The organism is Dactylosporangium sp. NPDC051485 (assembly GCF_040682015.1).
In the GTDB taxonomy this organism is placed as follows: Bacteria; Actinomycetota; Actinomycetes; order Mycobacteriales; family Micromonosporaceae; genus Dactylosporangium.
Genome location: NZ_JBFAZW010000039.1, coordinates 1 through 23,596, shown reverse-complemented (window position 1 = coordinate 23,596; position 23,596 = coordinate 1). Strand labels below are relative to the sequence as shown.

General features: G+C 72.3%; 21 protein-coding genes. 13 read left to right on the top strand and 8 right to left on the bottom strand.

Features of this window, described 5'->3' with window-relative positions; all coding sequences use genetic code 11:
- Positions 1 to 107: 107 nt before the first annotated feature.
- On the bottom strand, positions 108 to 1,115 hold the full coding sequence (locus AB0M46_RS22640) for an undecaprenyl-diphosphate phosphatase (RefSeq protein WP_363338926.1): 1,008 nt from the start codon (positions 1,113 to 1,115) through the stop codon (positions 108 to 110).
- On the opposite strand from AB0M46_RS22640, the gene AB0M46_RS22635 reads away from it, so the two are divergent.
- The gene (locus AB0M46_RS22635; protein ID WP_363338925.1) at positions 1,077 to 2,681 is read left to right on the top strand and encodes an LCP family protein; all 1,605 of its coding nucleotides are present in this window, start codon (positions 1,077 to 1,079) and stop codon (positions 2,679 to 2,681) included. The genes AB0M46_RS22640 and AB0M46_RS22635 overlap by 39 nt on opposite strands.
- A gap of 139 nt (positions 2,682 to 2,820) precedes the next feature.
- Here AB0M46_RS22635 and AB0M46_RS22630 read toward each other — a convergent pair whose 3' ends face one another.
- The 3 genes from AB0M46_RS22630 to AB0M46_RS22620 are packed head-to-tail and all read right to left on the bottom strand — an operon-like array spanning position 2,821 to position 5,593.
- A complete protein-coding gene (locus tag AB0M46_RS22630) occupies positions 2,821 to 3,825 on the bottom strand; it encodes a transporter substrate-binding domain-containing protein (protein ID WP_363338924.1) in 1,005 nt (334 codons plus the stop codon).
- 20 nt (positions 3,826 to 3,845) lie between these two features.
- Positions 3,846 to 4,607 (bottom strand): amino acid ABC transporter ATP-binding protein, encoded by a 762-nt coding sequence (locus AB0M46_RS22625; RefSeq protein ID WP_363338923.1) that lies wholly within the window; start codon positions 4,605 to 4,607, stop codon positions 3,846 to 3,848.
- Positions 4,607 to 5,593 carry an amino acid ABC transporter permease gene (locus AB0M46_RS22620; RefSeq protein WP_363338922.1) on the bottom strand — a complete coding sequence of 329 codons (987 nt, stop codon included), beginning with the start codon at positions 5,591 to 5,593 and terminating at the stop codon, positions 4,607 to 4,609. Before AB0M46_RS22620 ends, AB0M46_RS22625 begins: the two co-directional genes overlap by 1 nt.
- Before the next feature lie 140 nt (positions 5,594 to 5,733).
- Here AB0M46_RS22620 and AB0M46_RS22615 point away from each other — a divergent pair, with 140 nt between their 5' ends.
- Positions 5,734 to 6,405: a GNAT family N-acetyltransferase gene (locus AB0M46_RS22615; protein ID WP_363338921.1), complete on the top strand. Its 672-nt coding sequence runs from the start codon at positions 5,734 to 5,736 to the stop codon at positions 6,403 to 6,405.
- A 21-nt stretch (positions 6,406 to 6,426) separates the two neighbouring features.
- Here the strand turns inward: AB0M46_RS22615 and AB0M46_RS22610 are convergent, their stop codons facing one another.
- Both AB0M46_RS22610 and AB0M46_RS22605 read right to left on the bottom strand, forming a co-directional pair.
- Entirely contained in the window at positions 6,427 to 8,352 is a 1,926-nt protein-coding gene (locus tag AB0M46_RS22610) for a HAMP domain-containing protein (RefSeq protein WP_363338920.1), read from the bottom strand.
- 100 nt (positions 8,353 to 8,452) lie between these two features.
- Positions 8,453 to 8,809 carry a hypothetical protein gene (locus AB0M46_RS22605; protein ID WP_363338919.1) on the bottom strand — a complete coding sequence of 119 codons (357 nt, stop codon included), beginning with the start codon at positions 8,807 to 8,809 and terminating at the stop codon, positions 8,453 to 8,455.
- 85 nt (positions 8,810 to 8,894) lie between these two features.
- On the opposite strand from AB0M46_RS22605, the gene AB0M46_RS22600 reads away from it, so the two are divergent.
- The 3 genes from AB0M46_RS22600 to AB0M46_RS22590 all read left to right on the top strand — a co-directional run bounded on the left by AB0M46_RS22600 (position 8,895) and on the right by AB0M46_RS22590 (position 10,654).
- Positions 8,895 to 9,461: an ATP-binding protein gene (locus AB0M46_RS22600; protein ID WP_363338918.1), complete on the top strand. Its 567-nt coding sequence runs from the start codon at positions 8,895 to 8,897 to the stop codon at positions 9,459 to 9,461.
- Positions 9,462 to 9,596: 135 nt separating this feature from the next.
- Positions 9,597 to 9,815, top strand: a complete 219-nt coding sequence (locus AB0M46_RS22595; protein ID WP_363338917.1) for a hypothetical protein — start codon at positions 9,597 to 9,599, stop codon at positions 9,813 to 9,815.
- Between the two features lie 38 nt (positions 9,816 to 9,853).
- Positions 9,854 to 10,654: an XRE family transcriptional regulator gene (locus AB0M46_RS22590; RefSeq protein ID WP_363338916.1), complete on the top strand. Its 801-nt coding sequence runs from the start codon at positions 9,854 to 9,856 to the stop codon at positions 10,652 to 10,654.
- A 650-nt stretch (positions 10,655 to 11,304) separates the two neighbouring features.
- Here the strand turns inward: AB0M46_RS22590 and aceB are convergent.
- A complete protein-coding gene (gene aceB / locus AB0M46_RS22585; RefSeq protein ID WP_363338915.1) occupies positions 11,305 to 12,879 on the bottom strand; it encodes a malate synthase A in 1,575 nt (524 codons plus the stop codon).
- Positions 12,879 to 14,147 (bottom strand): isocitrate lyase, encoded by a 1,269-nt coding sequence (gene aceA, locus AB0M46_RS22580; RefSeq protein ID WP_363338914.1) that lies wholly within the window; start codon positions 14,145 to 14,147, stop codon positions 12,879 to 12,881. Before aceA ends, aceB begins: the two co-directional genes overlap by 1 nt.
- 157 nt (positions 14,148 to 14,304) lie before the next feature.
- Here aceA and AB0M46_RS22575 point away from each other — a divergent pair, with 157 nt between their 5' ends.
- The 8 genes from AB0M46_RS22575 to AB0M46_RS22540 all read left to right on the top strand — a co-directional run.
- Positions 14,305 to 15,684, top strand: coding sequence for a short-chain fatty acyl-CoA regulator family protein (locus tag AB0M46_RS22575; protein WP_363338913.1), 1,380 nt, complete (start codon positions 14,305 to 14,307; stop codon positions 15,682 to 15,684).
- Positions 15,685 to 15,804: 120 nt separating this feature from the next.
- On the top strand, positions 15,805 to 17,457 hold the full coding sequence (locus AB0M46_RS22570; protein ID WP_363338912.1) for a methyl-accepting chemotaxis protein: 1,653 nt from the start codon (positions 15,805 to 15,807) through the stop codon (positions 17,455 to 17,457).
- A gap of 54 nt (positions 17,458 to 17,511) precedes the next feature.
- Positions 17,512 to 17,985 (top strand): chemotaxis protein CheX, encoded by a 474-nt coding sequence (locus tag AB0M46_RS22565; protein ID WP_363338911.1) that lies wholly within the window; start codon positions 17,512 to 17,514, stop codon positions 17,983 to 17,985.
- A gap of 175 nt (positions 17,986 to 18,160) precedes the next feature.
- Positions 18,161 to 19,183 (top strand): chemotaxis protein CheB, encoded by a 1,023-nt coding sequence (locus AB0M46_RS22560; protein WP_363338910.1) that lies wholly within the window; start codon positions 18,161 to 18,163, stop codon positions 19,181 to 19,183.
- Entirely contained in the window at positions 19,180 to 19,920 is a 741-nt protein-coding gene (locus AB0M46_RS22555) for an STAS domain-containing protein (protein WP_363338909.1), read from the top strand. Before AB0M46_RS22560 ends, AB0M46_RS22555 begins: the two co-directional genes overlap by 4 nt.
- A 9-nt stretch (positions 19,921 to 19,929) precedes the next feature.
- The gene (locus AB0M46_RS22550; RefSeq protein WP_363338908.1) at positions 19,930 to 21,744 is read left to right on the top strand and encodes a CheR family methyltransferase; all 1,815 of its coding nucleotides are present in this window, start codon (positions 19,930 to 19,932) and stop codon (positions 21,742 to 21,744) included.
- A 46-nt stretch (positions 21,745 to 21,790) separates the two neighbouring features.
- Entirely contained in the window at positions 21,791 to 22,921 is a 1,131-nt protein-coding gene (locus tag AB0M46_RS22545; RefSeq protein WP_363338906.1) for a SigB/SigF/SigG family RNA polymerase sigma factor, read from the top strand.
- A 31-nt stretch (positions 22,922 to 22,952) separates the two neighbouring features.
- On the top strand, positions 22,953 to 23,596 hold a 644-nt coding region (locus AB0M46_RS22540; RefSeq protein WP_363338904.1), incomplete at its 3' end, for a glycosyltransferase family 9 protein.

Genomic DNA, 23,596 nt, shown 5'->3' with positions numbered 1-23,596 from the left:
AGCGATGACACCGAACCGAAGTTGCACACGTCAACGTAGCGTCACGGTCACGACCTGTCAGCTCGACTCCTGCGTGAGGGCGGGGACCTGGTCGGCGCCGGGGTGGTTCAGGTGGTGAACGTCAGCCAGCCGAGGCTGGCCATGCCGGCGGCGACGCAGTAGATGGCAAACGGGGTCAGCGTGCGGGTTTCGAAGTAGCGGGTCAGGAACCGCAGTGACAGATACGCGGCGATGCCGGCGACGAGGCTGCCGGCCAGGACCTGGCCGAGGATGGCATGGCCGGCGGGACTGGCGAGTTCGGGGAGCTTGAGCAGGCCGGCGGCGGTGATCACGGGGGTGGCGAGGAGAAAGGCGAATCGGGCGGTGTCTTCATGGGACAGCCCGCGGATCAGGCCGGCGGCCATGGTGGAGCCCGAGCGGCTGATGCCGGGGCACAGCGCGAGGATCTGTGCGGCGCCGATCGCGGTGGCCTCGCCCCAGCCCAGGCGGGAGAGTCGCTGGTCGGATGCGAGCGCCGCCCGGGCGTCGCCGCCATGGGCGGACACACCTGCCTCGGCGCCGGTGTAGCCGGCGGCGGTGTAGACCTGGCTGCGCCCGCCCTGGCCGTGGTGCGCGGGCGGGCCGACCGGGACCGGCTGGGGCGTAGGCGTGGCGCTGGCCTCGCCACGGCCGGCACGCAGCCGTTCCACGACGAACAGCACGAGGCCGTTGAGCGTGAGGAACAGCGCGACGGGCAGCGGTTTGCCCAGCGTGGTGCGGAAGGCGTGCTCGAGGGCGATGCCGGCCAGTCCCACCGGGATGGTGGCGATGATGAGCAACCAGGCGAGGCGCTGGTCCGCGGTGGTGATGCTCCGGCTGCGCACGGATGTGCACAGGCCGACAATGATGCGGGTCCAGTCCCGGCGGAAGAAGACCACCAGTGCGATCGCGGTGGCCACGTGTACAGCGACGAGGAATGTCAGGTAGGGCGAGTCCTGGGCCGACATGTCCAGGTTGCGTGCCCACGACCCGCCGAGCAGCGCGGGTATGAGAATGCTGTGGCCCAGGCTGGAGACCGGGAACAGTTCGGTGACGCCTTGCAGCGCGCCGATGAGGATGGCTTGCAGGTAGGTCATGTCGGTGGCCTTCCAGGCGTCAGGGCCGGGGTAATCGCGGGCTGGATGGATGTCTCAAGCCGCCTGGACCTGCGGGGGTACCCGTGCCGGCGCGGCCGGGTGAACACAGCAACCACGCCACTCCTTTCTGTCACGGGTGGCCGGGTGCCACCGAAGCCGAACCGGCTCGACGCCACGATCGTATACTTGCGCAAAATCGCAACTGTGATGAGATGGTCAGCGGTGGCCCCACCATCCAGGGAAGGACTGCGCCCCGATGAATGCTCCGAATCCCTCAGGTCCCGACCGGCGGCCGTCCGCGCCGCTGGGGCGGGTCCTCGGCGCCGTGGTGATGGCGCCGCCGGCCTGTGCCGCGCCCTTCGGGGTCGGAGTGCCGCGATGACGAAGCGGCCGGCGAACGGGCGGCGTGGGCGGCGGGGCAAGGCACCGTTGTGGGCCCGGTTGTCGCTGTTTGCCGGCGCGGTACTGGTACTGCTCGGCGGTGGCTCACTGATCGTGGGCAAGGTGATGCTGGACCACTACAGCAGCCAGATCGTCCACGACGGTGGTCTCGGCGACGCCGCCGCCGGCGCCTCGATCGATGGGCCGATCAACCTGTTGCTGGTCGGGATCGACGAGCGGATCGACAACCCGGCGATGGGCGCTCGCTCGGATTCGATCATCATCGCGCACGTGCCCGCTTCGCACGATACGGTGTTCCTGGTCTCGATCCCGCGTGATACCCGGGTGCGGATACCGAAGAACCCGACGACGAAGTACCCCGGCGGCACCGACAAGGTCAACGCGGCGTTCCAGTTCGGCTTCCAGAACGGTGGCGGCCGCGCCGGTGGTTTGGCACTCCTGGCCGAGACGGTGAGCGGCCTGGCCGGCGGCCTGAAGTTCAACGGCGCGGCGATCGTGAACTTCGACGGGTTCAAGGGCCTGGTGAAGGCGATCGGCGGGGTGCACATGTGCGTCGACGAGCGCACCATCTCGATCCACACCGGATGGAACACCAAGACCGGCGAGGAAGGGGTTCCGTACTACTTCAACACCGACGGCATCCCGACCGGGTTGAAACCGAACATGCGACCGCAGGTGTACGAGGTCGGCTGCCGCGACTTCGCCGCCTGGGAAGCCCTGGACTACGTCCGGCAGCGCGACAAGCTGGCCAACAACGACGGCGACTACGGCCGGCAACGGCACCAGCAGCAGTTCATCAAGGCGATGCTGACCAAAGCGACGAGCGCCGGCGTGATCACCAACCCGGTCAAGCTCAACGAGGTGCTGGAGTCGGTCGGGCAGGCGGTGTCGTTCTACAACAACAACGTGTCGCTCGCCAACTGGCTGTTCACCTTGAAGGGCATCAAGCCCGACAACATGGTCACGCTGAAGGTCAACAACGGCCAGTACCACTCGCAGACCATCAACGGACAGTCGTTCGAGACCCTCGACGACACCGCCTTGGCCCTGCTGACCGCGATCGCCCAGGACCGCGTCGGCGCGTTCGTCGCCGAACATCCGGACATGGTCAGCAACGACGCCGCCCACCCCGCCGAGAAGCCATCGACGACACCCACCCGCTGACCCGGACCGGGCCCGGTGTGCCCGGCCTGGTCCACCACTTCCGCCACGCAATGGTCCAACGACTTGGCGACGGTGATCGAAAACGATCACCGTCGCCAACCCGGCCCGCGGCCGCGACGAGCCGACCGCTGCGCGGCCCTTACTTGTTGGACTTCGGCAGGCCGGGCGGGTTCACCTCGGACTTGGCGACCGCCTCGGTTTCGAGGTTGTAGGCGGCCAGCCACTGCCCGTACTGACCGTTCTGGATCAGGTAGTTGATGGCGTCGGCCACCGCCTTGATCAGGCCGTTGTCCTTCTTCGTGGTGGCGGCGATCAGGCCCTGCAGGGTCTCGCCGGCGCCGGAGTAGACGCCGGCGTTGCGCACGGCGTCGGGCGTGCCCTGGGTCCGGCTGATCTGGAAGGCGATCGCGGGGTTCGGGGAGAAGTACGCGTCGATCTGGCCCGAGACGAGGGCCTTGAAGGTGCTGGGGGTGTCGGCGAAGTACTTGATGTCGATGGTCTTGCCTTCGGCCTTGAGCTTCTCCTGCCAGGCGACCAGGATCTTCTCCTGGTTGGTGCCGGCGCCGACGGCGACCTTCAGCCCGGCCAGGTGCTCGTAGTTCTTGTCGAAGGTCCAGGTGTTGGTGGCCTTGACGGCGAAGCCGAGGTTGTCCTGGCGGTAGGAGGCGAAGTCGTACTTCTCCTTGCGCTGCTCGGTGTCGGTGATGTTGGAGAAGCCGAGTTCGTTCTTGCCCGACTCGATGCCGACGAAGAGGTTGTCCCACGTGTCGTTGCTGAACTCGGGCTTCAGGCCGAGGACCGCGGCGACGAGCCGGGCGAGGTCGGGCTCGGCACCGGTGATGGTCTTGTCGTCGTCGCCGACGAAGGCCAGCGGCGGGAAGCCGGTCGGCAGGGCGCCGATGCCGATGCTGAGCTTGCCGTCGGCCTTGATGGCGTCCGGTACCTCGGCCGCGATGCTCGCCTGCTTCTCGACCTTCAGGTCGGTCGGCTTGCCGATGCCCTTGGCCTGGGCGGCGATGCTCACCGTGCCGGAGGCGCCGGAGCCGGTGTCCGCGCTGGCCTGGTCGTCCTTGGCGCACGCGGCGAGCCCGGTGAGGAGCGCGAGGGCGAGCGCCGCGGCCGCGACTGGTCTGCGGGTTGACATTGATCTCTCCTTGAAGGATTTCAGAGTACTTTGGAAAGGAACTCGCGCGTGCGCGTCTGTTGTGGACGGTCGAGCACCTCGGCCGGCGGGCCCTGCTCGACGATCACGCCTTCGTCGATGAAGACGACGGTGTCGGCGACCTCGCGGGCGAAGCCGATCTCGTGGGTGACGACCACCAGGGTGGTGCCGGTGTCGGCGAGCTGCCGGATCACCGAGAGCACCTCGCCCACCAGTTCGGGGTCGAGCGCGGAGGTCGGCTCGTCGAACAGCAGCAGGTCGGGCTCCAGCGCCAGGGCGCGGGCGATGGCGACCCGCTGCTGCTGGCCGCCCGAGAGCTGGCGTGGATAAGCACCGCCGCGGTCGCCGAGGCCGACCTTGGCCAGCAGCTCGATCGCGCGGGCCCGGGCGGCGGCCCGGTCCAGCCGCTTGTGCGCGATCAGCGGCTCGGCGACGTTGTCCTGCGAGGTCAGGTTCGGGAAGAGGTTGAAGCTCTGGGCCACGAAGCCGATGCGGGTGCGCTGCCGACGCACCGCGCGCGGGGACAGCTCGTGCAGGTGGGTGCCGCGGACCTCGACGCCGATGAGCTCGCCGTGCACGGCGACGTAGCCGAGGTCGGGTCGCTCGAGGTGGTTGATCGTGCGCAGCAGCGTGGACTTGCCCGAGCCGGAGGGCCCGAGGACGGCCACCACGTCGCCGGTCTTGACGGTGAGGTCGACGCCCCTGAGCACCTCCCGCGTCCCGAAGGACTTGTGGACGTTGCGGATCTCCAGCGCGGTGCCCATCAGAAGCCCCTCCGGGTGAGGCGGACGCCGGCCAGCCGGGCCCACGAGTCGACGGTGAGGCGCCGCAGCCGTTGGACCGGCGTGGGAGGCAGGGCGTGGACGCTGCCGCGGGCGAAGTACCGCTCGACGTAGAACTGCACGATCGACAGCACCGCGGTGAGCAGGAGGTACCAGGCCGCGCCGACGATGAGGATCGGCACCAGCGACTCGGGGTGGCGCGACTCGAGCACGAACACGGCGCCGAACAGGTCGAGCAGGGAGACGTAGTACACGAGCGAGCTGGCCTTGATCAGGCCGATGAGCTGGTTGCCGTACGCCGGGACGATCGAGCGCAGCGCCTGGGGCAGCACGACCCTGCGTAGCTGCCTGGCCTTGGACAGCCCGAGCGCGTTGGCCGCCTCGATCTGGCCGTGCTCGACCGACAGGACGCCGCCGCGGATCACCTCGGCCGCGTACGCCGCCTCGTTGAGGCCCAGCGCGATGACGCCGATGGCCAGCGGGGTCAGGGCGCTGGTCTGCACCTCGGCGAAGACCGGGCCCCACGGGATGCCGACGCCGAGGCGCGGATAGAAGTACGAGAAGTTGAAGGTGATGATCAGCAGCAGCGGCAGCGGCAGCGCCCGGAAGAACCAGACGTAGGCCCAGGCCAGGCCGGCGATCAGCGGGTTGGTCGACAGCCGGCCGAGCGCGACGATCACCCCGAGGACCAGCCCGACGACCGCGCTCAGCCCGACGACCTGCAGGGTCACCACGACGCCGTCGAGGATCGACTCGCGCGTGAAGAACGGCCAGAACTTGTGCCACTCGTAGTGACTGTTGGTGAAGATGCCGACCACGAACTGCGCCAGCACCACCAAGACGATCGCGCTGACGAGCCAGCGCCACGGGCGCAGCCGCGGCGTGACGCGACGCTGCGCGATCTGCGGGTCGACGCCGGGGACGGACCCGGTCTCGGGCGGCTTCTGCAGGGTCATCGGCTCGCTCATGCGAGTGGCTCCATCGGGAAGGGGACGGCTCGGGATCAGGCACGGCCTGCCTACTGGGCAACTTAGGGATGCCCGAGGTAAGTTGTCAATCCCGATCGGATAACTAGTAATTAACATCCACCGAGTCGATTGGCGCTCCCGTGCTCGACAACCCTGCCTGGCATTCGCTCAACGGCCCGCACGCGCGCTTCGCGCAGGCGCACGGCGAGGCCCGCCGCTACCACCCAGACGTGTCGGTCTTCGTCGGCCTGCCCGACGAGCGCGACGCGCAGGTCTGGCGCGACCTCGCGGTCCTCGTCGGCCCGGCGACCGAGGTGCCGCTCACCGGCGCCGCGGTCGCTCCCCCGGCCGGCTGGACGCCCGTCCTGCTCGGCCAGGGCGTGCAGATGGTCGACGACGGCGTCGACGCCCGGCCCGACGAGGAGGCCGTGGTCCTCGGCGCCGCGGACGCGGACGAGATGAGCGAGCTGGTCGCACAGACCCGCCCCGGCCCGTGGCGGACGCGGACGTTCGAGCTCGGGACGTACCTCGGCATCCGCCGCGACGGAAGGCTGGTGGCGATGGCCGGCGAGCGGCTGCGCCCGCCGGGGTGGACCGAGATCAGCGCGGTGTGCACCGACGCCGGCCATCGGGGACAGGGGCTGGCCGGCCGGCTCGTGCGCGCGGTCGCCCACAACATCCGCGCCCGCGGCGACCAGGTGCTGCTGCACACGGCCGCGAGCAACACCGGCGCCATCCGGCTCTACGAGAGGCTCGGCTTCCGGGTCCGCCGCGAGACCACCTTCGCGATCTACCGCACCCCCGCGGGGTGAGTCCGTCCGGCTCGCGGGCGCTCAGGTGAGGCGGGCCGTCGCGGCCGCGAGAGGTACGGAGTCCAGGGGCAGCTCGGCCTCCACGCGCGTGCCGCCGCCCGGCGGGCTGGTGACGACGAGCGAACCGCCGAGGGCGTGCACGCGGTCGGCGAGGCTGAGCAGCCCCGAGCCCCGCTCCGGGTCGGCACCGCCCGCGCCGTCGTCGGACACCGACAGGCGCACCGCGCGGTCGCTGTCCGCCGCCTCGATCCGCACGAACGTGGCGTCGGCGTGCTTGGCCGCGTTGTCCAGCGTTTCCACGGCGATGTAGTAGGCGGCCACCTCCACCGGCTCCGGCAGCCGCCGGCTCAGGTCCAGCTCCACTTGTGCCGGCACGCCACTGCGGCGGGCGAGCGTCTTGAGCGCCGCCCCCAGGCCGCGGTCGGTCAGGATCGCCGGGTGGATGCCGCGGGACATCTCGCGCAGCTGGTCGAGCACCTCGCCCAGGCGTTCGGTGGCGCTCGCCACGCCCTGGCGCACGTGCGGCAGGTCCGGCGGGACCCCCTCCTGCGCCGCGCCCAGGCCGATGTGGACCGCGATGAGCTGCTGCTGGATGGCGTCGTGCAGGTGGCGTTCGATCCGCCGGCGGACCTGGTCGGCCGCGACCACGACGCGCGCCCGGGACGCGGCGAGGTCGGCGCGAGTTTGCGCGTTGGCGATGGTGGTGGCGACGAGCTCGGTGTAGTCGGCGACACGCTCTTCGGCCTCGGCCGCCAGCGGCTGCTCGCCGTGAACGGTCGCGGTCACCACGCCCCACAGGCGACCCTCGACGATGATCGGCGCGCCGACCGCGGCCCGGACGTTGTGCTCGCGCATCCGCGCGGCGAGCGGGCCGGCCGCCTCGGCGTAGTCGTCCATCCGGGCCGGCCGGCCGGTGCGGTACACCCGGGCCGAGACGCTGTCGCCGTCCAGCGGCAACCGGGCGCCGACCTGCGCGGGGATGCCCTCCGCGGCCCACGCGGCGAGCACGGTGCCCTCGCCGTCGTCGAAGCGCACGATGTGCGCGCCGTCGGTGCCGACGAGCCGTCCGAGCTCGACGACGACCGCGTCCAGCGCCTCGGCCGGCGAGGCACCCTGGGCGATGCGGGTAGCGACGCGCCGCAGCGCGGCCTGCGTGCGGCCGTAGCGCACCAGCTGCGCGACGCTGCGCTGCATCGAGCCGCCCATGGCGTTGAAGGCGCGGGCGAGCCGGCCGATCTCACCGGCCCCGCCCTCCGGCACGCGCGCCTCCAGCCGCCCCTGCGCCATCTCGCCGGCCGCGCCCGCGGCCCGCCGCAGCGGCCGGACCACCGCCCGTTCGAGATAGCCCACGAGGCACACGCCGACGAGCACCGACGCGACGATGCCGGTGACGGCCGCGACCCTCATCACCTGGACCAGCGCGTCGGCCCGCTGGTCACGCGCCTCGGCGAGCCGCTCGTCGCTGGCCGCGAGGTCGTCGAGCTCGTCGTGCAGCAGGGCGATCCTGCGGTCGCCGTCGCGCAGGGCCGCGGGCCCGGACGTGCCGGGGCTGCCGGCCTGCGCCGCGCGCAGCGCCGGGAGCGCATGGTCCTGGACGTACGAGTGGGTGTCCAGGCTCAGCCGCCGGGCCCGTTCGGCCTGCCGGGGGTCCTGGCCCGACCGCTGGAGCGCGTCGATGCGGTCGGCGAGCCGGTCCTGCTGAGCCGACCAGGAGCCGAGCAGTCCCGCGTCGTGGGTGACCAGGTAGCCCCGCTCCGTGCGGTCGAGGTCCAGCAGCTGGTACTCCGCCCGCACGACGTCGGCGCGCACCTGGGCGGCCCGGGCCGCGGCCCGGTCGGCCTGGCGCCGCTCGGCGACCGCGGCGAGCACGACCGCGGCCACCCCCGCCATGAGCAGTGCGTACAGCGCGCACCAGACGGCCGTCCGCGCAACCAGTCCCAAACGCATCGTCCCCCGCTTCCCCATCTGGCGCCCACTATGAGTGCCGGTGACGTTTTGCCCACTGCGCGCGACGCTTCATCCTCGGCCTCCGCGCCAGGGATGAACCTCAGCTCGGCGGGTACTGCGCCTCGGGCTGCGGCTTACCACCGCCCGTGGCGGCCGCGGGCTGGGCGGGGAGGGAGCCGCCGGCGTGGCGCTTGATGATCAGGGCGGCGCCGATGACGAACATCAGGGTGCCGACGCCGATGGAGCCATATCGGTACAGGTGGTCCCGCGACTTCTCCTCCTCGTAGCTGCGGGTGGTCGAGTTGCCCTTGCTGATCTCGACGCAGCTGTCACCCGGCTTCATGGTCTGGCCGCCGCACATCACCTTGTTGCTGTCGAAGCCGAAGATGCCGATCAGGACGAGGATGACACCCAGGACGGTCCCGCCGTACCGGTTGGCGAAGAGTCTGCCGATCATGGCGTGAGACTGTATCGACGATGCGCCATTCGTGCCGCCCCGGAGCGGCCGTCACGCAAAGCCTGCTGGGAGGTGTTCACCGGCCGTGACTGATGTTGTTCAGAGTGATGGCGGCGTGCCGAACGGGCTCATCGTGCTGATCGGACCACCCGCCTCGGGCAAATCCTCGTTCACCCGCGCCTGGATTGAACGCGGTCAGCTAGATCCGGATGGTCACATTTCCTGTGACGCCATCCGCAACGAGCTGTTCGGGGACCGCGTCGATGTTGTTGATGATCCCGCAGTATTCGATGAGATGGATCGACGTGTCGCGGCTCGACTGGAAGCGGCCCTGGCCGTCGTCGTCGACGCCACGAACGTTATGCCCCATGCGCGGGCCAGGATGATCGCCTGGGCCAGACAGCATGGTCGCCCGGTAACAGCGTTGCGGTTCCGGGTGGCCGCCGAAACCCTGGTCCAGCGCAACTCGCAACGCCTCGGTCACGCGCGCGTGCCCCTCGACGAGGTTCTTCGCTCAGCGGCGGCTGCGGCGCGACATACCGACCGTGTCCAGCTTGCCGATGAGGGCATCAGCGTCGTCGTCGACGTGCCCGGCGAGGCCGACGGACTGAGCTCGGCTCAAGCCGCAGCGATGATCCGGATCACGGCGTAAGAGCCCTTGCCGTGGTGGCGTCGAGGTAACGCCGATGCGGGGTCGGTCCGCGGGCGCTGGGCAGCGTGCAGCACGAAAGTGCGCGCTCGCGGTACGCCTCGGCCCGCAGCGGTGGTCATTGCGGCAGAAGGCACGGTGAGCGGCAGCAGCGCGGTCGCGCTGGTCAGCGCGGTGGCGATCCTGGGCGCGGTCGTGTGGTTCGACCGGCACGTCCTGGCCGACCTCGCCGGGACCAGCGACCGCGACCTGCGCTACTTCGGCCGCAACATGTGGGCGCTCATCATCGTGCTGTCGTTCCCCATCGGCCCGATGATGTACCTCCTCTACGGCAAGGGCCCCGGCCGCCTGCGCTGACGGGCGCACGAAGGACGCACGCGCCGTACTGTGGGGCGGTGACGAGACTGCCCGGGTTCGACGTGCTGCTGGCGCGGTTGCTCGAGGTGCGCGGCGGCGACATCGGCGACGTCGCGCACCGGGCCGGTATCGCCACGGCCGGTCTGACCGCGGTGCTCGGCGGCGGCGCGCCGGACCCGGCACTGCTGCGCCGGCTCGCGCCCGCCCTCGGGCTGCACCGCAGCGACCTATTCCTCATCGCCGGCCTGCCCGTGCCGGGAGACCTCGAGCGGCTGGATCCCGGGGCGTCGGGCGAGGTCGACGGGCTGGCGTGGTCGCTGATCTACCTGCCCCGAGCCATCGCGGAGCTGCGGCGGCTCATCGAGTCCCTGCCGCAGGAGCCCCGGCCGCAGCCGACGGCACCGACGCCCGCGTATCACCGTTACCCGGACGACGCCGTCGGTGGCCTTGTCGTACGCCTGCTGCACAACCGCAACCTCAACTGGCTCGGCGCGGCCAAGATGCTGTTCGGCCTGGGCGGCGGGCCTGTGCTGTCGGCCTCGACGATCGGCGTGATCGGCCAGGGCCGCAAGGCGCTGACACCGCAACTGCTGGCCGGGTTCGCCGCCGTCCTCGACCTCTCCCGCCGCGACCTGAGCGCGCTCACCGGCATCAACCTGACGGGCGTCGACACAGGCGCGCACCCGGACGCCGGCGAGGCGGTCGCGCTCATCTGGAGCGCCCGCCGCCTCACCGCCGAGCAGCTGCGCCAGGTCCGTGCGCGGGCCCACGAGATCCGGCACGAGCGCGCCGATGAGCTCGCGCCGGGATTTCGGTGCAGCTGCCAACGAGCCGGCTAAGGTCTGTATCGAAGTTCGGTTGTCATGCCGGGCTTGTTCAACAGCCCGGCGCCATGGAGCGCGACCAAAGCCGCGGCAGTGATGCGGGCGCGGGTGTGCCCGGCTTTGGTGCGGGCAGCGCCGTCGGCAGCGGCCCGCCCCCGTAGCCGCCGGTAGGTGCCGGTCAGGGTGTCGTGCCGGTAGGCGCGAGCCGGTATCCCGGCCGTGCTGGCCACCCGCGGTCCGGCGGGCATGGTGACCTGCTCCGGTGGGAGCCCGGCGGTGCGGCGGCGGTCGGCGCGGCGCTGCTGGCGCGATGAGAGCCGGTACTGGCCGGGGTTGGCGGCGGACCGAGGTGCAGACCCCCATGTTCATCGCGGCGGTCACCGGCGGCTCCGGCATCCTCGCCGCGGTCCTCGCGGCCGTCATCGTCCGTCGCGTCTCGGCCTGGCAGGACGTCAGGCCGTCGGCGTGAGCGCGGGATTCCCGGGTGGCCGGGCCACCCGGGTGAGCGCGGCCGCAGGCCAGCCGACCGGCAGCGCGGAGGCAGCAATCCGCGGCAGCGGCCAGGCGTGGCTGATGGCATCGCGACTTCCCGTCCAGGACCGCCAGCTTTCGGCCGCCGCCGCGCCGGCACCGGGATCGCCGGTGCCGAGCCCGGCCAAGCACTGCTACGCCGAGGGGCCCATATGCCGGGCGTAGGCGTCCGTGGTGAAGAACATCGGCAGGTCCTCCTCCAGCGCGGTGCGCTCGAAGACGCCGGCCGCCGCCACCGCGCGGGCGCGCTCCTCGGCCTCGCGCCCGTCGACCAGGGCGGCCAGGGCCTCGGCCAGCAGGGATCGGACGAGCTGCTCGGTGACGCAGCCGCCCTCGGCCAGCGGGGTGCGGTGGTGCAGCCACTGCCACACCTGGCAGCGGGCGATCTCGGCGGTGGCCGCGTCCTCCATGAGGTTGTGCAGCGCCACGGCGCCGGTGCCGCCGAGCCAGGCGTCGATGTACCGCAGCGCCACCTCGACGTTGGCGCGCAGGCCGGCGGTGGTGACCCGGCCCGGGGTCTTGTCGACCGCGAGCAGGTCGGTGACGGTCACGTCGACGTCGTCGCGGCGGCGGTCGAGCTGGTTGGAGCGCTCGCCCAGCACCGGGTCGAACGCCTCCAGGCAGGCCGCGACCAGGCCCGGGTGCGCCACCCAGGAGCCGTCGAAGCCGTCGCCCGCCTCGCGGCGCTTGTCGGCGAAGACGCGCTGGAAGGCGGCCGCGTTGACGTCCGGGTCGCGGCTCGGGATGAACGCGGCCATGCCGCCGATGGCGTGGGCGCCGCGCCGGTGGCACGTGGCGACCAGCAGCTCGCTGTAGGCGCGCATGAACGGCACCGCCATGGTGACGTCGGCCCGGTCGGGCAGCACGAAGTCCGACCACTGACCGAAGTTCTTGATGATGGAGAAGATGTAGTCCCAGCGGCCGGCGTTGAGGCCGGCGGAGTGCTCGCGCAGCTCGTAGAGGATCTCCTCCATCTCGAAGGCGGCGGTGATCGTCTCGATGAGGACCGTGGCGCGGATGGTGCCCCGCGGCAGCCCGAGGTACTGCTGCGCGAACACGAAGATGTCGTTCCACAGCCGCGCCTCGCGATGGTCCTCCAGCTTCGGCAGGTAGAAGTAGGGCCGCTCCCGGCCGGCGCAGTGGTACAGGTAGAGGCCGAAGTCGACGAACGTGGCCGGGACCGGGCGGCCGTCGATCGCGATCCACTTCTCCACCAGGTGCCAGCCGCGCGGGCGCACGACGACGGTGGCCGGGTGCTCGCCGATGGCGTAGCGCTTGCCGCGCTCGTCGGTGAAGTCGATCCGCCGCTCGCGGGCGTCGATCAGACTGAGCTGGCCGCCGATGATGTTGTCCCAGGTCGGGGCGGTGGCGTCCTCGAAGTCGGCCATCCACACCCGGGCGCCGGAGTTCAGCGCGTTGATGGTCATGCGCCGCTCGGGCGGCCCGGTGATCTCGACCCGCCGGTCGACGAGGCCGGGCGCGGGCTCGGCCACGCGCCAGTTCGGGTCGGCCCGCACGTGCGCGGTCTCCGGCCGGAAGTCCGGCAGCTGGCCGGTGGCGAAGCGGGCCCGCCGGGCGCGGCGCGTGTCGAGCAGGGCGACCCGATGGGCGGCGAATTGGTCGTCGAGGGCGACCAGGAAGTCCAGCGCACCGTCGGTGAGGACCTCGTCGAAACGATCCTGCACAGGACCGATGATGTTGTACCGCATCAGAACTGCTCCGTTTCCGTTGAGCCGCGCAGCGCGGTGGTCTCGGCGGCGGGGTTGAGCACGGTGCTGATGAGGTCGAAGTACCCGGTGCCGACCTCCCGCTGGTGCTTGACCGCCGTGTAGCCGTCCGCCTCGGCGGCGAACTCCCGCTCCTGCAGCGCCACGTAGGCGGGCATGCCCTCGGCGGCGTACCCGCGGGCGAGGTCGTACATCGAGTAGTTGAGGGCGTGGAAGCCGGCCAGGGTGATGAACTGGAACTTGTAGCCCATGTGGCCGAGCTCGCGCTGGAACTTCGCGATGGTCGTCTCGTCGAGGTGCTTGCGCCAGTTGAACGACGGCGAGCAGTTGTAGGCGAGCATCTGGTCGGGGTACCGATGCTTGATCGCCTCGGCGAAGGACCGCGCCACCTCGAGGTCCGGCGTGCTGGTCTCCATCCACAGCAGGTCGGAGGCCGGGGCGTAGGCCAGGCCGCGGGCGATGCAGGCCTCGACGCCGTTGCGGAAGCGGTAGAAGCCCTCGGCGGTGCGCTCGCCGGTGACGAAGGGCCGGTCGCGCTCGTCCACGTCGGTGGTGAGCAGCGTGGCGGCCTGGGCGTCGGTGCGGGCCACGACGATCGTCGGCACGCCGGCCACGTCGGCGGCGAGGCGGGCCGCCTGCAGGGTGCGCACGTGCTGGCCGGTCGGGATGAGCACCTTGCCGCCGAGGTGGCCGCACTTCTTCTCCGACGCCAGCTGGTCCTCCCAGTGCACGCCCGCCGCGCCGGCCACGATCATCGCGGTCATGAGCTCGTAGGCGTTGAGCACGCCGCCGAAGCCGGCCTCGGCATCGGCCACGATCGGGGCCAGCCAGCCGGGGCCGGGCTCGCCGGTCTCGGCGGTGGTGATCTGCGCGGCCCGCAGCAGGGCGTTGTTGATCCGGCGCACGACGGCGGGCACCGAGTTGGCCGGGTACAGGCTCTGGTCCGGGTAGGTGTGCCCGGCGAGGTTGGCGTCGGCCGCCACCTGCCAGCCGGACAGGTAGATGGCCTTGAGCCCGGCCCGGACCATCTGCACGGCCTGGTTGCCGGTGAGGGCACCGAGCGCGTGGATGTAGTCCTCGTCGTGCAGCAGCTGCCACAGCCGCTGCGCACCGTGCCGGGCGAGGGTGTGCTCCTCCTGGATCGCGCCGCGCAGCCGCACCACGTCCTCCGGCCGGTAGCTGCGCTGCACCCCGCGCCAGCGCGGGTCGGTGTCCCATTCCTGCCGCAACCGCTCAACTGCGTCCTGCATGGTGTGCCCCCTCAATTTTTCCCGGTGCCAGGTTTCAACCGTCACACGGGCATCCGGGCCGGTCGAGGGACGGAAACAGCCAATTCCTGCGAAGTTTCCGGCCGTTTTTGCTAAGTTGCGAAAGAGGCGATTGACAGTCGTGTTATAGCTATAAGTGATGGCCAAGATATTCTCCGGCGCACGGCTACGGCGGCTGCGCGACGACCGCGGGCTGAGCCAGACCGACCTGGCTCGGCACCTTGGCATCTCGGCCAGCTACCTCAACCAGATCGAGCACGACGTGCGGCCGCTGACCGCCCAGGTGCTCATCCGGGTCACCGAGCTGTTCGGCGTCGACCCGGCCGTCTTCGCCCCGCACGAGACCCCGCAGCTGGTCGCCGGGCTGCGCGAGGCGCTGGCCGGGGCCGGCCCGGGCGACCTCACCGAGCTCGCCTCCCGGTTGCCGGAGGTCGCGGAGGCGGTGATCGACCTGCACCGCCGCTACCGCCAGGTGGCCGATCAGCTCACCGAGCTCGTCGGGGACCGCGGCCAGCCCGGGCGCAGCCCGCACGACCAGGTCACCGAGTTCTTCTACCGGCGGCAGAACTACGTGCCCCAGCTCGACGAGGCGGCCGAGGCGCTCGCCGCCCGGATGGGGCTGCGCCGCGGCGAGGTCCGCGCCGCGCTGCAGGACCGGCTGGCCCAGCGCCACGACGTGCGGGTCGTGCTCCAGGACGCCGCGTCCCTCGCCGGGGAGCTGCACCGCTTCCGCCCGCACACCCGCACCCTGCACCTGTCCACGTCGCTGCGGGCGGGTCAGGAGGCGATGCGGATGGCGGCGCAGCTGGCGCTGCTGGAGTACGCGGACGTGATCGACGAGATCGTCGAGGAGGAGCGCCTCGAGGACGTGCAGACCCAGATCCTCACCCGCGTGGGGCTGGCCAACTACTTCGCCGCCGCGCTGATCCTGCCGTACGAGGAGTTCCTGGCCGCCGCCGAGGAGCGCCGCTACGACATCGACCTGCTGACCGAGCACTTCGCGATGGGCTGGGAGACGGTCTGCCACCGGCTCAGCACGCTGCAGCGGCCGCGGTCCCGGGGCGTGCCGTTCTCCTTCGTGCGGGTCGACCGGGCCGGCAACATGTCCAAGCGCCAGTCCGCGACGGGCTTCCCGTTCTCGCGCACCGGCGGCACGTGTCCATTGTGGAACGTCTACGAGGCGTTCAGCGCCCCCGGCCGCGCGGTCACCCAGGTCGCGGCGATGCCCGACGGGCAGCGGTACCTGTGGGTCGCCCGCACCGTGACCCGCCATCACGGCGGCTACGGCCAGCCCGGCAAGACCTACGCGATCGCCCTCGGCTGCGAGATCAAGCACGCCGGCCGGCTGGTCTACTCGACCGGCATGGATCTGCACGACGCCGCGGCCGCGATGCCGATCGGCCCCGGCTGCAAGACCTGCGAGCGGGCCACCTGCCCGCAGCGGGCGGCCGCCCCGATCAGCGGCCGGCTGGACCTCGACGAGAACCGCAGCACCTTCATCCCGTACCCGCTCGCCTGAGCCGGGCCGGCGCGGCCCCGGGTAAAGGGCCGGAAAACGGTTCCCGCCGCCGCTCAAGGTCGAGTCCCGCCCGCCGATAGGAAGCGGTGAAGGCTGCCTATCTGGGATAGAGGGATCGTGATGGCGCGGCAGGTGGATGTCGAGGTCACCGTACAACGGGGAGGCCTCACTGCGCTCGTGGCGGACCGCGGGGTGATCACGAAGACGTTCCTCGTGGTCCTGCTCATCGCGATCGTCGCGGCCGTGATCGGGGTGCTGTCCTTGAGCCGGATGTCGAAGCTCAACGCGGACCTGGCCGAGATGAAGCAGCGGCACCTCGACAGCGCGGTGGAGGTCACCAAGCTGCGCGCCGGCCTGCAGGACATGTACCGCAACTCGCTGATGTTCGCCCTGTACAACGCCAGCGGCGTCAAGACCGAGGCGCAGAAGTCCCGGCAGGCGGTCACGGCGGCCGACAGCGACGCCGACGCCGCGGCGGCCGCCTACCGGACCCTGGCCGCAGGCTCGTCCGTCCGGCTGGCCGCCATCGACCGGATCACCGCCTCCCTGGACCAGTACCGCGCGCTGCGCAACGTGGTGCTCTTCCTGGAGGCCCCGCCGGCCGGCTTCGCCCTGCCCGCCCAGGACCAGATCGTGGCGACCTCGACCGGCTACGAGGACAAGACCAACGCGGCGCTCGACGACCTCCAGGCGCTGGAGGCGAAGGAGGCGGCCGCCTCCATCGCGGACGCCACCGACCAGTACCACAACGCCCGGACGCTCATCGCCGCGCTGCTCATCGGCGGCCTCGTGCTGGCCCTGCTGGCCGGCGCCTGGGTGGCCCGGATCCTGCGCCGCCAGCTCAGCAGCGTGTCCACCGCGCTGCGGGCGCTGGCCGGCGCCGACCTCACCGTGCCGGCCGAGGTGTACGCCCGCGACGAGCTCGGGGCGATGGCGGCCGCGGTCAACGACGCCCGGGCCGGCCTGCGCGGCACCGTCACCGCCATCACCGGCGGCTCGCAGACCCTCGGCGCCAGCTCGAAGCAGCTCACCGTGGTCACCGGGCGCATCGCGGCCAACGCGCAGGAGGCGGCCCGCCAGGCCGAGGTGGCCGCGGGCGCGGCCGGCGCCGTGTCGCACAACGTGCAGACGGTGGCCTCCGGCGCCGACGCCATGGGCTCGTCGATCCGCGAGATCGCCCGCAACGCCGGCGACGCCGCCCGGGTGGCCGGCGAGGCCGTCGGCGTGGCCCAGGCGACCAACGACACGGTGTCGAAGCTCGGCGCGTCGTCGGAGGAGATCGGCAACGTCGTCAAGGTCATCACGTCGATCGCCGAACAGACCAACCTCCTCGCCCTCAACGCGACCATCGAGGCGGCCCGCGCGGGCGAGTCCGGCAAGGGCTTCGCCGTGGTCGCCAACGAGGTCAAGGAGCTGGCCCAGGAGACGGCCCGGGCGACCGGGGACATCTCGCGCCGGGTCGAGGCGATCCAGGCCGACACCGGCAACGCCGTGGCCGCGATCGGTGAGATCAGCCGGATCATCGCGACCATCAACGACTACCAGCACACCATCGCCGCCGCGGTGGAGGAGCAGAACGCGACCACCAACGAGATGACCCGCAGCGTCGGCGACGCGGCCTCGGGGGCCGGGGACATCGCGGGCAACATCGCCGCCGTCGCCCACGCCACTCAGGCCACGACGGCCACGCTGAGCGAGGCGGACGCGACCGTCACGCAGCTGTCCCAACTGGCCGAGCAGCTACAGCGGGAAGTCGCCCGGTTCCGTCTCTAGGAATGAGACTCCCTGATGAGCGCTGTGGCAAGGGCACGAGGAATCGGAATCCTGATGGAAGACCCGAACGAGCCGCCCATCACGCCCGAGCAGCTGCACGGCATCATCTGGCAGGTGTGGACGGCGTACCTGGGCAGCAGCCCCACCAGTGCCGCCGTCGCCGACGCGCCGCACACCGACGCCGAGATCACGGCGAGCGTGTGCATCGCGGGCGCCTGGCTGGGCCACGTCGTGCTGCGCAGCGGCCTCGCCGCCGCGGCCGCCATCGCCGCCGCCATGCTCGACCTCGACCCCACCCGCGTGAAGCCCGACGACATCCAGGACGCCACCGGCGAGCTGATGAACATCACCGCCGGCAACCTGAAGAGCCTGCTCCCCCATCCCAGCCACCTGGCCTTGCCCCAGGTGGTGGTCGGCCGGGCGGAGATCCTGTGGCCCGGCACGCAACTGCTCGCCCGGGCGGCGGTGGGCTGGAACGAGCACCGCGTCACCATCGAGATCCTGCACGGCGAGGCCCCGCGCCGCTGAGCCATCGCGCCGCCGGCCGTCTGTCCAGAATGGACGTACCTCGGGGGGCGAGCCCGCTTCGGCAACGGCGCCTGTTTGAAGCGGCCGAGCGGCGGGTAGTCGCTCGCGTATCCCGCTGCGATCGGCGGCGCGGGCAAACCTAGTGACGGTGATGAACGGCGCAACGGCAACGAACGTGACCGACCCGAGGGGACTCGTCGTGGTGGGGGCCTCCGCGGGCGGGGTCGAGGCTCTGCGCGCCTTCGCCGGCGGGCTGCCGGCCGGGTTCGAGGCCGGCGTCTGCGTCGTGCTGCACATCCCCCGCCGCTGCGCGAGCGCGCTGGCGCCGATCCTGCGCCGCTCGGGGCCGCTCCCCGCGGTACAGGCGACGGACGGCATGGCGATCGGCCGGGCCCGCATCCACGTCGCGCCGCCCAACGCCCACCTGCTGGTGAACGCCGGCCGGCTGCGGCTGTCGCACGGCCCGGCCGAGAACGGGCACCGCCCGGCCGTCGACCCGCTCTTCCGCTCGGCGGCGCGCTGGTGGGGCGCCGAGGCGATCGGGGTCGTACTGTCGGGCAACCGCGACGACGGGGCCTACGGGCTGGCCGAGATCGCCCGGCAGGGCGGCACCGCGCTGGTCCAGGACCCGGATGAGGCGCTCTACCCCTCGATGCCACGCCACGCCGCCGCCCGGGCCGCCCGGGCCCGGGCCGTGCCGGCCGCCGGGATGGGCCCGGCGCTCACCGGACTGCTCGCCGGCCTGCCGGTCGCGAGCCCTCGCCGCCCGGCGGCCCAGGTTACGCTCGACCCGGAGGAAGCCATGGCGGCGATGGAAGACGTCACCACCGACGAGATCGGCGATGCGCCGCCGGCCGGCTTCGGCTGCCCGACCTGCCACGGCGCGCTCTTCGAACTGCCCGGGCCCGGGCACCGGTTCCGCTGCCGGGTCGGGCACGCCTGGTCGGCCGCGGGGCTGCTCGACGAGCTCGGCGCGTCGCTGGAGGGCGCCCTGTGGATGGCGCTGCGCAGCCTCGAGGAGAAGGCCGCCCTCAACCACCGCATGGCCGAGTCGGCGCTCGGCCGCGGCGACGGCCACAGCGCGGAGCGCTTCGGCGAGACGGCCCGCGACTCGCAGGAGGCGGGCCGCTCGATCCGCCGGCTGATCGCGCGGTTCGGCGCACTGGAGGACGGCGACCGGGTGGACGAGCCGCGATGAGCACCGAGGAGCTGAGCTGCGTGCACGAGCCGGACCTGCCGGTCGCGCTGCTGCGCGCGGCCGGGCCGCTGACCTACAGCACGGTGCCCGACCTGCGGCGGGCCGCGCAGAAGGCGATCACCGACCAGCCGGACCTGCTGCTGATCGACGTGGCCGGGGTGCGGGCCGTCGACGACATCACGCTGACCGCGTTCCCGATGCTGGCCCGGCAGGGCGCCGAGGCCGGCACCGACGTCATGCTCATCGGCCCGGGCCCGGTGCTGGCCGAGCAGCTGGAGCGGCTCGGCGTCGCCCGGCAGGTGCCGGTGTTCGGCACGGCCGCGCAGGCCCTCGCCGAGCACGCACGGCGGCCCGGCCCGCTGCGGATGGAGGCGACGCTGCCCCCCGAGCCGGGCTCGACGGCGGCCGCCCGGGACCTCGTCGACCGGGCCTGCGCCCAGTGGCGGGTGCCGCACCTGGCCGACACCGCGGCCCTGATCGTGACCGAGTTCGTCGCGAACGCGCTGCAGTACGCCGGGACGCCGATGCGCGTCAGCGTCGCCCTGCGCCGCCGGCACCTGCACATCGCGGTGCGCGACGGCAGCCTGCGGCCGGTGCGCCGGTCCGACGGCGACGATGACGACGAGCCCGGGCGCGGGCTGCTGATCGTCGAGGGCGTCTCCGCGGCCTGGGGCAGCATGCAGACCGCGGCAGGAAAGGTGGTTTGGGCGACGCTTCGGCTGCCGCCCGGACGGTAGCGTGTTGCGGTGACCGAGACGGATGCGGAGTTCGAGGCCCTCCTGGCGTACCTCAAGGAGACCCGCGGCTTCGACTTCACCGGCTACAAACGGTCGAGCCTGATGCGCCGCGTCGATCGCCGCCTGGCCGCCGTGGCGCCGGCCGGCTACGGCGAGTACCTGGACTACCTGCAGGTCCACCCGGACGAGTTCCCCGCCCTGTTCAACACCATACTGATCAACGTCACCGGGTTCTTCCGCGACCCCGACGCCTGGGCCACGCTGACCCGCGACGTGCTGCCCCGGCTGCTGTCCCGGCGCGACGGGCCGCTGCGGGTGTGGAGCGCCGGGTGCGCCTCCGGCGAGGAGGCCTACTCGCTGGCCATCGTGCTGGCCGAGGCGCTCGGGGCCGAGCGGTTCCGGGAGCGGGTCAAGATCTACGCCACCGACGTCGACGACGAGGCCCTCGCCCACGCCCGGCAGGCCACCTACACCGCCCGCGAGGTCGAGCACGTCGACCCGGACCTGCTCGGCCGGTACTTCGAGCCGGTCGGCCCGCGGTACACCTTCCGCAAAGACCTCCGCCGGTCGGTCATCTTCGGGCGCAACGATCTGGTCCAGGACGCGCCCATCGGCCGGATCGACCTGCTCGCCTGCCGCAACACCCTGATGTACTTCAACGCCGAGACCCAGGCCCGCATCGTCTCGCGGTTGCACTTCGCGCTGGCCCCGGGCGGCGTGCTGTTCCTGGGCAAGGCCGAGATGCTGCTGCGCCACGCGGCCCTGTTCGAGCCGCTCGACCTGCGGCGGCGGATCTTCCAGCGGGCCACCCAGCCGACGGCCGACGGCCTGCCCACCGCGGGTCCGGCCGCCGCCGCGCCCCAGGTCCAGCCGGCCGGCCTGGACCGGCTGCGCACCGAGGCGTTCCTGGCCAGCCCGGTGGCCCAGGTGGTGGTCGCCGCCGACGGCGTCATGGCGCTGGCCAACCGGCAGGCCGAGGCGCTCTTCGGGCTGGTCCCGCGCGACGCCGGCCGGGCCTTCCGGGAGCTCGACCTGTCGTACCGGCCGGTGGAGCTGCGCGGCCTGATCGAGCAGGCGACGAACGAGCGGCGCATCGCCCACGTCGACGGCGTGGCCCTCAAGCTGCGGCCGGAGCAGGAGGTGTACCTCGACATCCAGGTCATCCCGCTGGCCGACGCCGCCGGCGTGGTGATCGTCTTCCTGGACGTCACCGCGTCGCGCCGGCTGCGCGAGGAGCTCGAGGTGGCCAACCGGCAGCTGGAGACCGCGTACGAGGAGCTGCAGTCCACCAACGAGGAGCTCGAGACGACCAACGAGGAACTGCAGTCCACGGTCGAGGAGCTGGAGACCACGAACGAGGAGCTGCAGTCGACCAACGAGGAGCTCGAGACGATGAACGAGGAGCTGCAGTCGACCAACGACGAGCTCCAGTCGATCAACGACGAGCTGCGCGAGCGCACCGCCGAGCTCAACAGCACCAACGCGTTCATGACCGCGATCCTCGCCAGCCTGGAGGCGGGGGTCGTGGTGCTGGACCGGGAGATGCAGATTCTCGTGTGGAACCGCTGTGCCGAGGACCTGTGGGGACTGCGCTCGGACGAGGCGGTCGGCCGGCACTTCCTCAACATCGACATCGGCCTGTCCACCGCCCGGCTGCACCCGGGCATCCGCGACGTGCTCACCGGCCGGTCGCAGCACGAGGAGGCCGAGCAGGAGGCCGTGAACCGCCGGGGGCGCACCGTCTCCCTGCGGGTCGTCTGCACCCCCCTGACCAGCGAGTCGGCCGGGATCGTGGGCGCCATCCTGGTCATGCAGCACGCTTGAGCGTGCGGTCCGCGCCGGCGGGGTCTAGCCTGGCGGAGGGGGCCGCATGGATTTCACGCTGACGGTTTCGCACCGGCCGGATGAGGAGCTCGTCGAGCTGGCCGGCGTCCTGGACTACTCCTCGGCACCCCACCTGCGCCGCGTCGTGTTCGAGGCCTTCGACGACGGCGTCCGCGACCTCTCCCTCGACGTCGCCGGGCTGCGGCTGCTCGACGGCGCGGGGATCAACGCCCTCACCTACCTCCAGCGCCGGGCCGGGGAGCGCGGCGTGACGCTGCGGGTCGCCGCCGCCGGCGGCCTCGTGCAGCGGACGCTGGAGATCGCCGGCGTCGCCAAGGCGCTGCGGACCCACGAGGAGCTCGACTGGCCCGAGGCCGAGCGGGACCGGGCCGCCGTCGACCTCCACGCCGTGCCGCCCGGCCACCGGCACTGGCCGGACGACATCGCCGAGCGCCTGCACCACATGCACGCGCTCGCCCCGGACGACCCGGCCCGCGCGCGGGTCCGCGACGAGATCATCGAGCACTGCCTGCCGGCCACCGAGCGCATCGCCCGCCGCTACGGCGGGGCCGGCGAGTCCTTCCCCGATCTCGCCCAGGTCGCCGCGCTCGCCCTGGTCAAGGCGGTCGACGGCTACGACGGCACCCGCGGCGTCGAGTTCGGCTTCTACGCCACCCCGACCATCGTCGGCGAGCTCAAGCGGCACTTCCGGGACCGCACGGCCGGCATCCGGCTGCCCCGGCGGCTGCAGGAGCTGCGGCTGGCGATGAACCGGGCCCGCGATCCGCTCGCCCAGCGGCTGGGCCGCTCCCCCACCGCGGCCGACCTCGCCGCGGACCTCGGCGTCGACGAGGAGCAGATCCTCGAGGTGCTGGGCGCCGCCCAGAAGTTCCGGCCGCTCTCGCTGGACGGGCCGGCCGCCGGCCCGGAGGACGGCGTCACCCTCGCCGATACGATCGGGGACGAGGACCCGGGCTTCGACGCGCTGGACTACCACGAGTCGCTGCGGGTGCTCCTCAGCCAGCTGCCCGAGCGCGAGCAACGGATCGTGTCGCTGCGCTTCTACGGCAACCTGTCCCAGTCGGACATCGCCGATCGGGTGGGACTGTCGCAGATGCACGTGTCCCGGCTGCTGCGCCACGCGCTGGACTTCCTGCGCCGGCGGCTGTCGGAGTAGACGGCTCGCACAGGGGTAGCTCCCACCGGACATGAGCATGCCGGTCCTGCTGGTCCTGCGCGCCCCCGGCGTGGGCAACCTCGCCACGGGCGTCCCGGCGCTGCGGGCGCTGCGGGGGGCCTACCCGGGGCACCGGCTGGTCCTCGCCGTGCCGGAATGGCTCGCCCCGCTGGCCGCGCTGACCGGCACGGTCGACGAGGTGCTGCCGTGCACCGGCCTCGAGGACCCACTGCCGCCGCTGGGCCCGGACGTCGCGGTAAACCTGCACGGCCGGGGTCCGCGGTCGCACCGCCTGCTGTGGACCACCCGCCCGGCCCGCCTGCTGTCCTTCGGTCCCGGCGGCCCGCAGTGGCGCGACGACGAGCACGAGGTCCTGCGGTGGTGCCGGTTGCTGCGGTGGTACGGCCTGAGCTGCGACCCCGCCGATCTCGCCCTCGAGCGCCCGCCGACCGGCCGCCCCGGCGCCACGCTGGTGCACCCGGGCGCCGGGTCCGGCCGGCGCCGCTGGCCGCCGGAGCGCTTCGCCGCCGTCGCCAACGCCCTGGCCGCCGAGGGGCACGACGTCCTCGTCACCGGCTCCGCCGACGAGGCCCCGCTGGCCCGCCGGGTCGCCGGCCTGGCCGGCCTGCCGCCGGGGTCCGCGCTCGCCGGCCGCACCGGCCTGGCCGAGCTGGC